The sequence below is a fragment of the Clostridium sp. D53t1_180928_C8 genome, from assembly GCF_015667795.1.
GTDB lineage: Bacteria > Bacillota > Clostridia > Clostridiales > Clostridiaceae > Clostridium.
On record NZ_JADPEL010000001.1, the window covers coordinates 131,216 to 144,891 of the forward strand.

A 13,676-nucleotide genomic window follows, 5' to 3' on the forward strand; every position below is an offset into this window, starting at 1 on the left:
TATTTAAATTAATATATTATATGATTAGGAATGTAATTATGGTAAAAGTTAAGATATATTAGATAATTAAAATTTTGGATATATATTAGGCTGGTTAAATAAAGGGATAGTGATAATTCACTATCCCTTTAAAATTTAAATATTATTCCTATAATAGCAGCACTTGCTATATAAATAATAGGATGTTTTTTGAATTTAGTTATAGCAAAAATCATTATTATTAATAAAATAGTAGATTTAATATTGATTACGTCTAATAACTTATGTGTAATATTAAATTTATCTAATGCTAATATAGATACTTTAAATACTTGGTAGCCAGCAGCGGCAATAAGAGCAGCAACAGCAGGTCTTAGACCATAAAATATTGAGTCAACAACACTGCTTTCTTTAAATTTATTTAAAAAATGTGCAACTATAATTATAACTATAACAGAAGGGCTAACTAAACCTATAGTAGCGATTACTCCACCTAATATACCAGAGGCACGGAAACCTGCGAAAGTAGCCATATTAACACCAATGGCACCTGGCGTTGATTGAGATACTGCAATCATATCCATCAACATTTTTTGATCAAACCAATTATACTTATCAGCTAGTTCGTATAGAAATGGAATAGTAGATAGTCCTCCACCAACAGAAAATAATCCAACCTTAAAGAATTCTAAAAATAAAATTAAATATATCATTACTTGTTACCTCCTAGTGTTTTAGAAATTAATCCAGTTAATCCGGCAGCAACTACTACATAGACAGGAGATAAACCTAAGAATGCAGATATAATAAAAGTGATAATAGCAATTATTATTCCTAAGTAATCTTTAATAGATGATTTTAGAAGTTTAATTACCGTAGTAATTATTAAAGCAACTACAGCTACTCTTATTCCAGCAAAAGCACTTTGCACTATAGCCATATTAGCAAAATTTTGTAGAAAAGAAGCAATGATTAATATTATAATTAATGATGGAAAAACTACACCCAGAGTTGCAATTATTCCACCTATAATTCCTCTTATTTTAAAGCCAATAAAGGTTGCTGTATTAACTGCAATTACGCCAGGAGTACATTGGCCAACGGCATAATAATCTAAAATTTCCTTTTCTGTTGACCATTTTTTATTTTCAACTACTTCCCTTTGAATTATAGGAAGCATTGCATAACCACCACCAAATGTAAGAGCACCAATCTTACAAAAAGTCCAAAATAAATCAAATAATTCTTTCATTTATAAATAATCTCCTTTATTAAAAATAAGTTCCATGTGATATTATATACTGATTTGATAATAATATATAGTTAAAAATATACTAGGAAGAAAATACAAGAGTTAATGCTTTTAATTGTATAAAGTAAATATTAAATTAAAATAAAATGTTAAAAAAATATTAAAATAAGTACATTTTAAGTAAAAATAGGTACATTTAAGCTATTTTCAAAATTTTACATATAGATAAATGCATATATTAGTTGCAATTTCTCAGCATTTTAGTCATTACAAAAATAGATTTATTAGTGTATCATATAAGTATCTAGTTTTAAAAAAGATAAAAAATAAGAATAGAGGTGAGAATAATGAAACTAGAGAATAAAATATTAAAACTATCTGTAGTAGGTGCGTTATTCTTTGCACTATTTGGTATTGCATGGGGTTGAGCGATAGAGTCTGATATGATTATATTCGATGGATTATATTCATTTATCAGTGTAATATTATCAATGTTATCCCTTTATATTAATAAATATATGGCTAAGAGAGATTTTGAAAAATTTCCTTTTGGTAAACATATTTTAGAACCAATAGTTATTTCAATAAAATCATTAATGATAGCTATTATGTGTTTATATTCATTAATAGGAGCTGTAAAGACAATAGCAAGTGGTGGAAATAATTTAGAGTTTGGAATGGCATTAATTTATTCAGTTGTATCAGTTCTTGGATGTGGAGCTATAACATTTTATATGAAGGTTAAGGAAAAAGCTTTATCATCAGAACTTATTAAAGCAGAATACTCACAATGGTTTATGGATACAGCATTAAGTACAGCTGTATTGCTTGCTTTTATAGTAGCAATTATTTTATCAAAAACAAAATTAAATTTCTTAAATCCATATATAGATCCAGCTATGACAGTTATAGTGGCATTATTATGTATTAGAATACCTATAAAAAGCTTTATAAATAGCTTTAAGGAAGTAATTTGTGTAAAAGCAGATGATGAAATTAATGATGATATATATGTATTAGTTAAAGAAATTGAAGAAGAGTATAATTTTGAAGATTCGATAACAAGAGTATCTAAGGTTGGACGTGAGCTTAGAATTGAAATTGATTTTGTTTATAACAAAGATAGTAAGCTAAAAACATTAGATCAAATGGATAATGTAAGAGAAGAAATAAATGATGCAATTAAGCATATTGATTATAAAAAGTGGTTGAATGTATCTTTTACAGGAAACAAAAAATGGGCAATATAAAAGTCAGCGAAAGCTGACTCTTTTTTTATGGTTAAATTTTCTATATAATTTGATATAATACATATTAATTAATTTATATTAAAGTGTTAAGGAGAGAGGAAAATGAAAAGTCTATTAATATTTTTAAAAGGGTTAGTTATAGGTATATCTATGCTAGTACCAGGGGTAAGTGGTGGAACAATGGCTATAATTTTTGGAATATATGACGATTTAATACATGCAGTGAGTAGATTTTTTGATGATTGGAAAAGAAACTTTAAACTTTTATTTTATTTAGCATTAGGGGGTATATTTGGAGTTTTATTATTTAGTAAAATAATAGAGAGTCTTTTAAATAGGTCACCTATTATAATGGGATTCCTTTTTATTGGAATAGTTTGTGGTGGTTTACCAACGTTATATATAAAGGCTAAAGAAAAAAATAGTAAGAAGTCAGATATTATTTATTTAATTATAGGGCTTATCATTGCAATAGCTTTATCAAGAGATCCAGAAGCACTTTCTGTAATGGCTTCGGCTGGAGATGTTAAGGGGATTTTTCTTTTATTTATAGCGGGTATTGTAATATCAATTGCTTTAATATTACCAGGAATTAGTACATCTTTTATGTTACTTATGTTGGGATTATACAGTATAACCTTAAATGCTATAAATACTTTTAATATTAAGTTCTTAACGCCTATATTAATAGGAGTATTTGTTGGAACTGTAGCAACTAGTAAGGTATTAGAATATTTGCTTAATAAATATCCTAGTAGAACATATATGCTTATTCTGGGATTTGTTATAGGATCAATAATTCCAATATATCCTGGATTACCAAATGGAATTAATATTTTATATGCAATAATAGCATTTATTTGTGGATTTGCTATTATTTATTGTATAGGAAAGTCAAATAAAATTACTAATTAAATAATATATATTAAAGAGAAGCAAGTAATACAGGCTTCTTTTTCTATTTTGTAAGATAAATTTAATAATATATTAATAGTAAATTAAGGATTGAAATGTAAAATTTATATATACAATGTTTTAGTGACATGGAACTTTTTAAAAGAATAATATGTCTAATAATTTATATGATAATAATACTTACATTTTATTATTAATTAATTTATAGGTGAAAAGGATTTAATAAAAATAATAAGAGTTATGTGGAAAAAAATACTAATAAATGGTATTATGAAATAAAATGTAAATAAATTATAAATAATAAATATTATGGAGGTAAATATGGGGAGAAATTTTAAAAAAATGCTTTCAATACTTTTATCATTAACATTAATGTTAAGTATAGCTGGATGTTCAAAGGGGGAAGGAAAGTCTTCAATGGGAAGATATGTTGAGGAGAGATATGATGTTCCTGAAGGTGTTAATGTTCAAAGTGTATCATTATTAGAAAATGATAAAATAGGGATGATTGCATATTCAAACGAAAACTGGAAACCAGTTGCATTTATTTCTGAAGATGGTGGTAAAACATGGGCAGAGAATTCTATAGAATTACCTAAAGAAGAGGGAAAAGAAACATATACAAATAATATAGGTTATTTAAGTAATGGAAAAATACTATTATCTTACTATTTTCAAGAACCTATGCCAGATAATCCTCCAGTAGGTGAGGGGGAAAATGGAGCAATAGCTGAAGAGGGAGTAGTAAACGAAGAAGTTTATAAAGAACCAGAATTTAAGTATGCTGTTGTAGACACCGATGGAACTTTAACTGATATAGAGTTAGATCTTTCAGTGTATAATGATGATGATGAATCAATGGGGGCTGGATATAATAACTTTAAGTGTAGTACTAATGGAGATGTATTTTTCACAGTTGGTAGCAATTCAGAAAAAGTAGTTCAATTTGATGGAGAAACATTTAAAGAAAAAAATATTTATGAATCTAATGAATGGATAAATGACTTTTTCTTAGTTGGAGAATCTTTAATTATATATGAATTTGATTCAATAACAGAATATGATACAACTAATGGAAAAGAAAAAGGAAATTTAGAAGCTTTAGAAAAAGAAACTATAGCAGAAAATTCTAATTATTATCCAACTTTCCTTAACGCAGGAAGCAAAGATAAATTATATTATTATACTACTTTAGGATTATATGAGTATAATATGAAAACTGAAAAGGTAAAACAATTAGTAGATTCTGCAATTTCATCTTTTGGTGATAATGAGATGTCTATAACATCATTTGTTGAAAAGAGCAATGGAGAATTTTTAACTACATTTACTGATTGGTCTAATCCTGAAGCAGGAACTTCAATTATTAATTATGCTTATGATGAAAATATACCATCAGTTCCTGAAAATCAATTAGTTGTTTATTCTTTATTAGAGAATCATTCAATCAGACAAGCTATTTCTAGTTATGCAAAGGAACATCCAGATACTTATGTTAAGTATGAAATTGGATTAACTTATGGTGATGGAGTAACTCAATCAGATGCACTTAAAACTTTAAATACTGAAATAATGGCAGGAAATGGACCAGATGTAATAATATTAGACGGTTTATCTGCTGAATCATATATTGAAAAAGGATTATTAGAAGATATAAGCGATGTTATAAATCCATTAGTTGAAGATGGAAGTGTATTTAAAAATATAGCAGAAGCATACACTGTTGATGGAAAGATATATCAATTCCCAACAAGCTTTAAATTCCCAATGCTATTTGGTAATAAAGATGATATTAGCAATATAAAAGGTTTAGATTCTTTAGTTGAATTAACAAAAAAATTATCAACTCAAACTCAAAAAAGAGTATTTTCAAATTACTTTGATGCTAAAAGCTTAGTGTATTCATTATATTATTTATATGGAAACGACTGGCTTAATGATGATGATACTATAAATGAAGAAGCTTTAACTAACTTCTTTAATAGGGCGAAGGAAATGTATGCTGCACTTCAAGAAAATGAAGCGAGTTATGCAAAATTTATGGAAGATAAATATGCAAATTCAGAAAATATAGATAATAATTTTGGAGTAGATTCAGACGTAACTATAGATCAAGATGTTGAAGATAGTAGTGATGAAGAGTTTACTCAAGAAGATTATGAAGAAATGTATGGAATTTATGACTTACAATATTATTTAAATCCTTCTATTTATGCGGATATGTTCTTATTTGAAGATGCTTCAAGTTTAGCATATGGTGGAATAGATGGTGCTGATGGATATAGCTCACTAATTACAGCAATGATTAATAGAAGTGAAATGGACTATAAAATTTTAACTAGAGATGATAAATCTATATTTACAGGATCTAATATAATAGGTATTAATGCAAAAGGAAAAAATAAAGAAGAAGCAAAAGAAGTAGTGAAACAATTACTTTCTGATAAGATTCAAAAACAATTATACGGAAATGGATTACCTGTAAATAAGGAAACCTTAGTAAGTCAATTCTCTATGGAAAAACATGAAGGTTATGAACCAGAATTTGATGAAGCAACTAATCACTATGTAAGCTATACTTCAATGTGGGCAGATGAACTTGGAAATGAAAAAGAAATTAAAGTTTTACTTGCAAATGAAGAGGATGTTAATAAATTAATTGCTCAAATTGAGGGCTTAAATACAGCGACTACACTAAATACTGTATTATTAACAGAAGTTGCAAAACAATTTGCAGCATTTGCACAAGGCGAGATTTCATTAGATGATGCTATAAGTAAAGTTGTAGATAATTTAGATCTATACTTATCGGAGTAATATGGAAGAAGTAAAAGTAAAAAAAATAAAACAATTTAAGATAAAAAAATCTGAAAAGGTTGAAATAAAGAAAAAGACAAAAAAGACAGGATTATATTTTGTCTTACCAAGTTTATTAGGGGTAGCAGTATTTACACTGCTTCCCTTCTTAGATGTATTTATAAGATCTTTTCAAAGTGCAATTTCAAGAGAATTCATAGGTTTCCAAAATTATACTGAGGTTTTCAATAATTCTGCTTTTAAATTAGCAGCTAGTAATACAGGAAAGTTTGTTCTTGTATGTATACCGTTATTATTATCCTTATCATTAATAATTGCTGTATGGTTAAATAAATTTGTAGAATCATCAAAGGTGTTAAGAACAGCATTTTTAATACCTATGGCGGTACCTATTGCATCAGTAGTATTAATATGGAATATTGTGTTTCACGAACAAGGTACTTTAAGTGCTATATTAGATAAGTTTAATATAGCAGGGCAAGATTGGATGAGTACAGGATGGGCTTTTTGGATATTAGTGTTCAGTTACATATGGAAAAATTTAGGGTATAATATTATTTTATGGTTAGCTGGATTAAATTCTATATCTAAAGAGATATATGAATCTGCTAAGGTGGATGGAGCAAGTAATTTTCAATGTTTTACTAAGATAACAGTACCTTGTTTAAAGCCAACCTTATATACAGTTGCTGTTTTATCACTTCTTAATTCCTTTAAGGTATTTAGAGAAGCATATTTAGTCGCTGGAGATTATCCAGATAAAAGCATGTATTTACTTCAACATTTATTTAATAATTGGTTTAGAGAGTTAGATTTTAGTAAAATGGCAGCTGCATCTGTACTTATGGCAATAATAATATTTATATTAATTATGCTGTTACAAAGAGCGTGGGAAAAGCAAGATTAAGGTGAGGTGATTTATAGAATGAAGAAAAAAATAGTATTTATTATATTAGTTGCAGTATCTATATTTATGTGTTTCCCAGTTATATTTTTATTAGCTGGTTCATTTATGAGTGTTGATGAATTAACTACTTATCTTGGACCAGTATTATCAGAGAAGACTAAGGGGTATGTAACTTGGGGCCTATTACCAAGCTATCCAACTATAAGGGCTTATGTAGAATTATTATTTGATACACCAGAATTTTTTGTAATGTTTTGGAATTCTGTAAAAATAGTATTTTTTTCAGTAGCAGGGCAACTTGTATTTGGTATTCCAGCAGCATGGGGATTTGCAAGATACAACTTTAAGTTTAAAAAGTTTTTATTTACTATTTATATAGTATTAATGTTGATGCCATTTCAAGTTACAATGTTATCTAGTTATTTAGTATTAGATAAGCTTCATCTTCTTAATACACATGGAAGCTTAATACTACCAGCTATATTTTCAACATTTTCTGTATTTATAATGTATAGATTCTTTTGTAATATACCAGAATCTATAATTGAATCAGCAAGAATAGATGGTGCAAGTGAAATAAAAATTTTTATGAAAATAGGAATTCCACTAGGTATGCCAGGAATAATGTCAGCTGTAGTATTACAATTCTTAGAGTATTGGAATTTAATAGAGCAACCGTTAACTTTCTTAAAAGATAAGGCGTTATGGCCATTGTCTATTTATTTACCGAATATTACTTTAGAAAATGCAGATATAGCATTTACAGCATCAGCGGTTACATTAATAGCAGCTATAATAGTATTTTTTGCAGGTCAAAGTTATTTAGAGCAAGGTATTGCAGCATCAGCAGTAAAGGAATGATGATTTATGAATATAAAAGATAAGATAAAAAAGATTATAAATTATAAGTATGTTAAAAAAGGAAAAGATACACTACAAAAGAAAGCGGTAAAATGTTTATTTGCATTTTTATTTCTTATGGTAATGTGTACTATGTTATCAAGAGCAGCAGATTCTATGACTATTCCAAGAATTAAAGTTGATAAGCCAAAAACAAAAACTATTGTAGATGAAGTAAAGGCACAAGGAAGAGTTGTAAAAAATAGAGAAGAAAAAATATCTACTATCGAAGGGTTAAAGGTAGATTATGTTAATGTAAGCATAGGATCTAATATTAAGGTTGGAGATACATTAGTAGAACTTGATATTAATGATTTAGAAACAAAAGTAAATGAAATAAAAGAAAATATAGCTAAGGAGCAAAAGACTTTATCAAGAGCAACAGAAGATTATAATAGAGCAATAGCTACTAAGAATCAAAGTGCTCAAGCAGCATTAAATGAAATGAATACAGCAAAAAAAGCTTTAGATAACTATTTAAATTTAAGTCAAGAAGAAAAGGATCCATCAATGGAAGAAAGCTTATATGCTGATTATCAATCAAAGAAATCAATGTATGAGCAAGCTCTTAAGGAATCAAAGGATACTGTTGATTTAGATAGAGCGCTTCAAGATACTAAAGATTCACTTCAAATAGATAAATATAATAAAGAGTTAGCAAAGTTACAACCGTTGTTAGATGCAAGTGGAAAAATTATTTCTGATAAAGAGGGAATAGTTACTAGTGTATTTGTTGAAAATGGTGGAACTACAACAGAAGCTATAATGTCAATAGCAGATAAAAATTCAGGGTATAAGTTTGTTGGACAAGTTGAGAAAAATAGTAGAGCTTTAGTTAAGCAAGGACAAAGTGTTTCTTTAAAATTAGGAAGTACAGGAAACGTTGAAAATTTAACTGTTGAAGCAGTATCTAAAAATCAAGAAAGTGCGGATTACTTAGATGTTACAGTTTTACTACCAGTTGGAGTAGGAGAAATTGATGATTCAGGAGAAATAATAATTTCAAGTAAGGCAAAGAAATATGGGACATGTGTTCCGATAGCGGCACTAAGACAAGGCGATAATAACAACTACTATATTTTAGTTGTAAGTGAAAAGGAAACTGTATTAGGTGAAGAATTAATAGCTAAAAAAATTGATGTTAAAGTTGAGAAAAAAGACGGTGAGTTTGCAGCTATAAATGATGGAGCAATAGGAAGAAGTGAAAAAGTAATAGTAGATAGTAATAAAACAGTAGAAGATGGCGATAGAGTTCGCTTGGAGAATGAATGATAAGGCAATTAAAGCACATAATTAGAATTATTCTTATTTTTGCTTTAATTATGTGCTGGGGAATATCATTAGGTTATGCTAATAATATAGAGAGTAAAGATAAAATTATTAATTTCTATTTTGAAAATGATAACTATACTGTAGGGTTACTTAAAAATATTAGGGAAAGTAAAAATGAACTTTCATTTGTAGGATGGAGAGAAGAGTCGCTTCAAAGTGTTACTAATCCAGATTTAAATAGAACAGCTAATGAGTTAGATATATTATTAATTAATGGATCATCAAATTTATTAGTAAAGGGGTCTATGCTATTTAAGGATGATAAAGAAGGTTGCTTAATAGATGAGGAGACATCATTCAAATTATTTGGAAGTAGAAACTGTATAGGAAGAACTATAGTATATAATGATAAAAGTTTAATAGTAAGAGGAATTTTAAAGGGGACAAAAGCAAATATGATGCTTCAGTTACCAGAGGATTCAAATTTAGCATTAAAGGGATTAACTATTGATGGAACAGACTTTACTGTAAATAAGATAGAGGAGTTTAAATCAAAATTTGGTATTCAAGAAATGGCTATCAATGGTGGAATATATTTTATTATGGCAAAGACTATAGCAATGATTTTTCCAATTTTAGCTTTAGTATTAATATTAATAAAAATAATAGTTAATTCTGTAAAATCAAGAAATAAACCTGTATTAGTAATCTTATATTTAATTATGTTTATGGCTTCAGTATTTATTGTATTTAAGGTTACTAAAATTAATATATCTATTCCTTTAGATATGATTCCTAACAAATGGTCAGATTTTGATTTCTGGAGTAAAATGTGGAAAGAGTATTCCGAAAAGATTCAATATGTTATGTATATGAAAAAATTTGGTATTGATATTTATAATATAGAAAATTTATTGAAGTCGGTTTTATTCTCAATATTTACAATTGCATTATTTATAATTAATTTAAATGTAATTAATATTAAGGATATTAAGGGACTTATAATTAATAATGCTATTTCAATAATATGTACTTTTGTTGCAGTTTTGATTATATGGACAAAGTTTAATTTTGATGTAAACATAATGATGTTATGGTTAATTTATCCTTTGTATTTATGTGCAGATTATTTTATGAAATCACATTATAAACATTTAATTTATGATGAAGACCTAGAGAATAATAGTAAAATTGTTAATGAGATATGTTTATAAATGTATGTCCCCTAAAAAGAATTTATAAAATCCTTTTTAGGGGATAAATTATTTTATTTACATTGAATTTTATTAGAGTCTACATTAAAATATATAAATACTTATTAGTTTACGGAGGAAGATATTATGAGGGATATAACAAGTTCAAAAGGAAAGATATTTAGACATTTTAAGGGTGATTTATACTTAGTTGAAGATTTTGTAAAACATTCAGAAACTCAAGAAACTATGGTTTTATATAGAGCTTTATATGGCGATTGCGGGCTTTTTGTAAGACCTTATGATATGTTTGTTGAAGAGGTACCAGAAGGAAAAGTTAATCCAACAGGACAGAAGTTTAGATTTCAAGAGTTTGAAGTAAATAGTGTTAAATAGTTAAATTGCGAAGTAAATAAAAGTTAAGGGCATAATATCTCTTAACTTTTATTTTAATTCGCATATTTTTACTTAACTAGTATATTTTCTTTGGCTTGATAATTTTACAAAAATAAGGGTTGCTATTAATAATAAAATTGATAATCCTGTTAATAGTAATGTGCTAAAATTACTTGAGTTTGAATTTATAGGACTCATTGCAAAATTATTACTAATAAATTCCTTATTTGTATTAACTTTACCTCCAGGCATTGAGGTTTGTATAGATTCAAGTTTAGTAATATCATTATCGCTTAAACCTAAAGCTAATAGCTGTTCTTTAATTGAATCAGTTATATTTCCAGCTTCTGAAGTTTGAATAATTTGCATTGCTTGCATCATTAAATCTTTAGGGATAGAAGAATTACTACTGTTTTCAGGTGTATTATTATTTGGTGGAATCATAGTATTGTTAGTTAAATTGTTGGGATTTTCAGCATTATCTTTATTAAATGCCATATTCACACCACCTTTATCATTTCCACCACCTTGTTGCCCCATTGCAGTTAAGTTTACAGTAGTTTCAATAGTACCTGTGATTGTTGAAGGTTGAGAACCATCAAGTTGAGAAGCAATACTAGTTGATCTATCAAGACCAAAGTTTAATAAATTACTAACTGCTTCTTTATATTCATCAAAAGTATAAAATGCTGTAGCATCATTTTTAACATAAGGACTGATTAAAGCATCAGTTTTAGTTACTAACATTTCGTAAGTTCCATTGTTTACAAAATTATTTACTATTTCATTTAAATATTGATGATATAATTCTTTGTATTCATCTACATCTAAAAGATTAGCGATTAATGGACTATCTTCTAAAGTACCTGAAACAGGAGAATCAATAGGGAAGTTTATTGCACTTGAAGATGAGCCAGCTTGGAAGCCTCCAAATGATAAATTATAATCCCAAGGTAAAATACTAACTACACCATCATCCTCGTATAAATAGTAATTATGGTTCATGTTAGAAGCATAACTATCAAGATTAACTAAGAATGTGTTAACAGCAAAATATCTTAAAACTTCATCTACATTTAAATAAGACTCAATATCTTCCATAGTATCAAGATGTTTAATCATATCTAATATTTTAGTATAATCATCGCTATCTGTAGTTTTAAAGATAGCATTATCAAAAATAGCAGAGTAGTTAGAAATATCATCACCATTCCAAACTAAATCCGCACCATTAGAGTTTCCACCTATTCCTCCACCCATCATGCTACCACCTATATCAGAAGGTATTTGTTGATTAGAATTATCTTCGGAGTTCATATCAGGAGGAGCCATTATTTGGGGACTACTATTTTCAGTAGTTGTGTTATTTGAACCTTGAGTGATTTGTGTTGGATTAAAATGAGGCTTAATACTTGTAGAGTCTTTATCTTTATTTTCCTCAACAGCAACACTATCACTTTCAGGCTTATATAAATTACCATCAGTAGAGCCATAATTTCTTTCAATAAATTCTTCTTCAACTGGTTCAACAGCAAGATATAATCCCCATTCTTCCCCATTAACAGTAATATTGGCATAAGAACATGATGGAGTTGGAACGCCAAGGGAGTTAAGTAATTTGTATGAAAGATATTCTTTCATATAAGTAGCATCAGACATATTATTATTCAATACTAATTTACTAAGTCCATCCAGAGTTTGTCCATCAACATATTCATCGAACTTTACTTTAAAGCTATATCTTTCAGTGGTATCATCCATAACAAGTTGAGATAAACTAGAATTTCCTTTAGGTCTAATAGCAACATTGTTGTAAGTAACTCCATTAACGGTAATATTAGCAGCAGTATATTCTTCGGCTGAAGCATTATCAAGCATTTCTTGCCAAGCAGTTTCATCCATTTCTATATTTATATCCATAACCTTGTCATCATCAAAAATTGTTATTACGTAATCAGGTTGTTCAATATAAGTTGTAGTAGGTGAGCTTTTAGGTAATACTATAATTATCAATGAAAAGCTTACAGCTATGACCATTAATATAGCAACAAGCTTATTGAAGTGCTTATTTGAAATCATTTTTTCACCACCTATTTATTAACTCATATATTCGCCATTATAACTAACTAAAACAACGTTATTTACTCCTGATATATGACTAAGTTCATTTACAAATTTAGTTGACATTTCTTTTAATCTTATTTCTACAGTTAATTCAATTCCAGAACTAGCTGATACAGTTTTTGATTTAATAACATGTTTTTTTACTGAATTAGAAATAAATTTAATAGCAGAATTTTCACTGTTATCATTAGAACAATTTATAACTAGTATATAGGGATTGTCAGTACTCTTCTTATTAACAAAAATAAGCATTACAATTCCTATAAATACAGAACCTAAAATCCCTAAAGGAATAAGACCAGCTCCTAAAACTATACCAGCAGATATTGACCAGAATAAAAATGCAATATCAAGTGGTTCTTTAATAGCAGATCTAAATCTTACAATAGATAATGCACCAACCATACCAAGTGAAAGAATTACATTAGAAGTTATTGCTAAAATAATTAAAGTAGTTATTAATGTCATTGAAATTAAAGATATACCACAGCTTTCAGAATACATAACACCTTTAAAAGTTTTTTTATATATTAAAAAAATAAATAATCCTATAGCTAAAGCTAAACTTAAAGCTATCAAAGTATCTGTAACTGAAAAGCTAGTAGTTTTTTCTAAAAAACTCGATTTAAAAATATCTGAAAAATTAACTTGTGAATTCATTATATATTACC

12 protein-coding genes are annotated in these 13,676 nt (G+C 27.7%); 8 read left to right on the forward strand and 4 right to left on the reverse strand.

The annotated features are described in order from the left end of the window. Positions 1 to 128: 128 nt before the first annotated feature. Positions 129 to 692 (reverse strand): chromate transporter, encoded by a 564-nt coding sequence (locus I4V51_RS00590; RefSeq protein WP_195986388.1) that lies wholly within the window; start codon positions 690 to 692, stop codon positions 129 to 131. After that, positions 692 to 1,231: a chromate transporter gene (locus I4V51_RS00595; protein WP_195986389.1), complete on the reverse strand. Its 540-nt coding sequence runs from the start codon at positions 1,229 to 1,231 to the stop codon at positions 692 to 694. Before I4V51_RS00595 ends, I4V51_RS00590 begins: the two co-directional genes overlap by 1 nt. A gap of 443 nt (positions 1,232 to 1,674) precedes the next feature. Here I4V51_RS00595 and I4V51_RS00600 point away from each other — a divergent pair, with 443 nt between their 5' ends. From I4V51_RS00600 to I4V51_RS00635, 8 genes are all read left to right on the forward strand, one after another. Beyond that, the gene (locus tag I4V51_RS00600; RefSeq protein WP_195986390.1) at positions 1,675 to 2,481 is read left to right on the forward strand and encodes a cation transporter; all 807 of its coding nucleotides are present in this window, start codon (positions 1,675 to 1,677) and stop codon (positions 2,479 to 2,481) included. 102 nt (positions 2,482 to 2,583) lie between these two features. Further along, positions 2,584 to 3,396, forward strand: a complete 813-nt coding sequence (locus tag I4V51_RS00605; RefSeq protein WP_195986391.1) for a DUF368 domain-containing protein — start codon at positions 2,584 to 2,586, stop codon at positions 3,394 to 3,396. A gap of 321 nt (positions 3,397 to 3,717) precedes the next feature. Next, positions 3,718 to 6,213, forward strand: coding sequence for an extracellular solute-binding protein (locus I4V51_RS00610; protein ID WP_195986392.1), 2,496 nt, complete (start codon positions 3,718 to 3,720; stop codon positions 6,211 to 6,213). Position 6,214: 1 nt separating this feature from the next. Beyond that, complete coding sequence (locus I4V51_RS00615) at positions 6,215 to 7,120, forward strand: sugar ABC transporter permease (protein ID WP_195986393.1); 906 nt, start codon at positions 6,215 to 6,217, stop codon at positions 7,118 to 7,120. 18 nt (positions 7,121 to 7,138) lie between these two features. Beyond that, positions 7,139 to 7,981: a carbohydrate ABC transporter permease gene (locus I4V51_RS00620; protein WP_195986394.1), complete on the forward strand. Its 843-nt coding sequence runs from the start codon at positions 7,139 to 7,141 to the stop codon at positions 7,979 to 7,981. Positions 7,982 to 7,987: 6 nt separating this feature from the next. Then, a complete protein-coding gene (locus tag I4V51_RS00625) occupies positions 7,988 to 9,292 on the forward strand; it encodes a hypothetical protein (RefSeq protein WP_195986395.1) in 1,305 nt (434 codons plus the stop codon). Then, a complete protein-coding gene (locus I4V51_RS00630; protein ID WP_195986396.1) occupies positions 9,289 to 10,506 on the forward strand; it encodes an ABC transporter permease in 1,218 nt (405 codons plus the stop codon). Before I4V51_RS00625 ends, I4V51_RS00630 begins: the two co-directional genes overlap by 4 nt. Before the next feature lie 123 nt (positions 10,507 to 10,629). Beyond that, positions 10,630 to 10,881: a DUF1653 domain-containing protein gene (locus tag I4V51_RS00635; protein WP_195986564.1), complete on the forward strand. Its 252-nt coding sequence runs from the start codon at positions 10,630 to 10,632 to the stop codon at positions 10,879 to 10,881. A gap of 72 nt (positions 10,882 to 10,953) precedes the next feature. On the opposite strand, the gene I4V51_RS00640 is transcribed toward I4V51_RS00635, so the two are convergent. Beyond that, entirely contained in the window at positions 10,954 to 12,960 is a 2,007-nt protein-coding gene (locus tag I4V51_RS00640) for a CotH kinase family protein (RefSeq protein WP_195986397.1), read from the reverse strand. Between the two features lie 18 nt (positions 12,961 to 12,978). Beyond that, positions 12,979 to 13,665 (reverse strand): DUF4956 domain-containing protein, encoded by a 687-nt coding sequence (locus I4V51_RS00645; RefSeq protein WP_195986398.1) that lies wholly within the window; start codon positions 13,663 to 13,665, stop codon positions 12,979 to 12,981. Between the last annotated feature and the right edge of the window lie 11 nt (positions 13,666 to 13,676).

Excerpts from the sequence above, each read along its gene's own strand:
- I4V51_RS00610 (WP_195986392.1), top strand. The coding sequence starts at position 3,718 with ATGGGGAGAAATTTTAAAAAAATGCTTTCAATACTTTTATCATTAACA.
- I4V51_RS00615 (WP_195986393.1), top strand. The coding sequence starts at position 6,215 with ATGGAAGAAGTAAAAGTAAAAAAAATAAAACAATTTAAGATAAAAAAA.
- I4V51_RS00640 (WP_195986397.1), bottom strand. The coding sequence starts at position 12,960 with ATGATTTCAAATAAGCACTTCAATAAGCTTGTTGCTATATTAATGGTC.
- I4V51_RS00605 (WP_195986391.1), top strand. The coding sequence starts at position 2,584 with ATGAAAAGTCTATTAATATTTTTAAAAGGGTTAGTTATAGGTATATCT.
- I4V51_RS00630 (WP_195986396.1), top strand. The coding sequence starts at position 9,289 with ATGATAAGGCAATTAAAGCACATAATTAGAATTATTCTTATTTTTGCT.
- I4V51_RS00620 (WP_195986394.1), top strand. The coding sequence starts at position 7,139 with ATGAAGAAAAAAATAGTATTTATTATATTAGTTGCAGTATCTATATTT.
- I4V51_RS00645 (WP_195986398.1), bottom strand. The coding sequence starts at position 13,665 with ATGAATTCACAAGTTAATTTTTCAGATATTTTTAAATCGAGTTTTTTA.
- I4V51_RS00600 (WP_195986390.1), top strand. The coding sequence starts at position 1,675 with ATGATTATATTCGATGGATTATATTCATTTATCAGTGTAATATTATCA.
- I4V51_RS00595 (WP_195986389.1), bottom strand. The coding sequence starts at position 1,231 with ATGAAAGAATTATTTGATTTATTTTGGACTTTTTGTAAGATTGGTGCT.
- I4V51_RS00625 (WP_195986395.1), top strand. The coding sequence starts at position 7,988 with ATGAATATAAAAGATAAGATAAAAAAGATTATAAATTATAAGTATGTT.
- I4V51_RS00590 (WP_195986388.1), bottom strand. The coding sequence starts at position 692 with ATGATATATTTAATTTTATTTTTAGAATTCTTTAAGGTTGGATTATTT.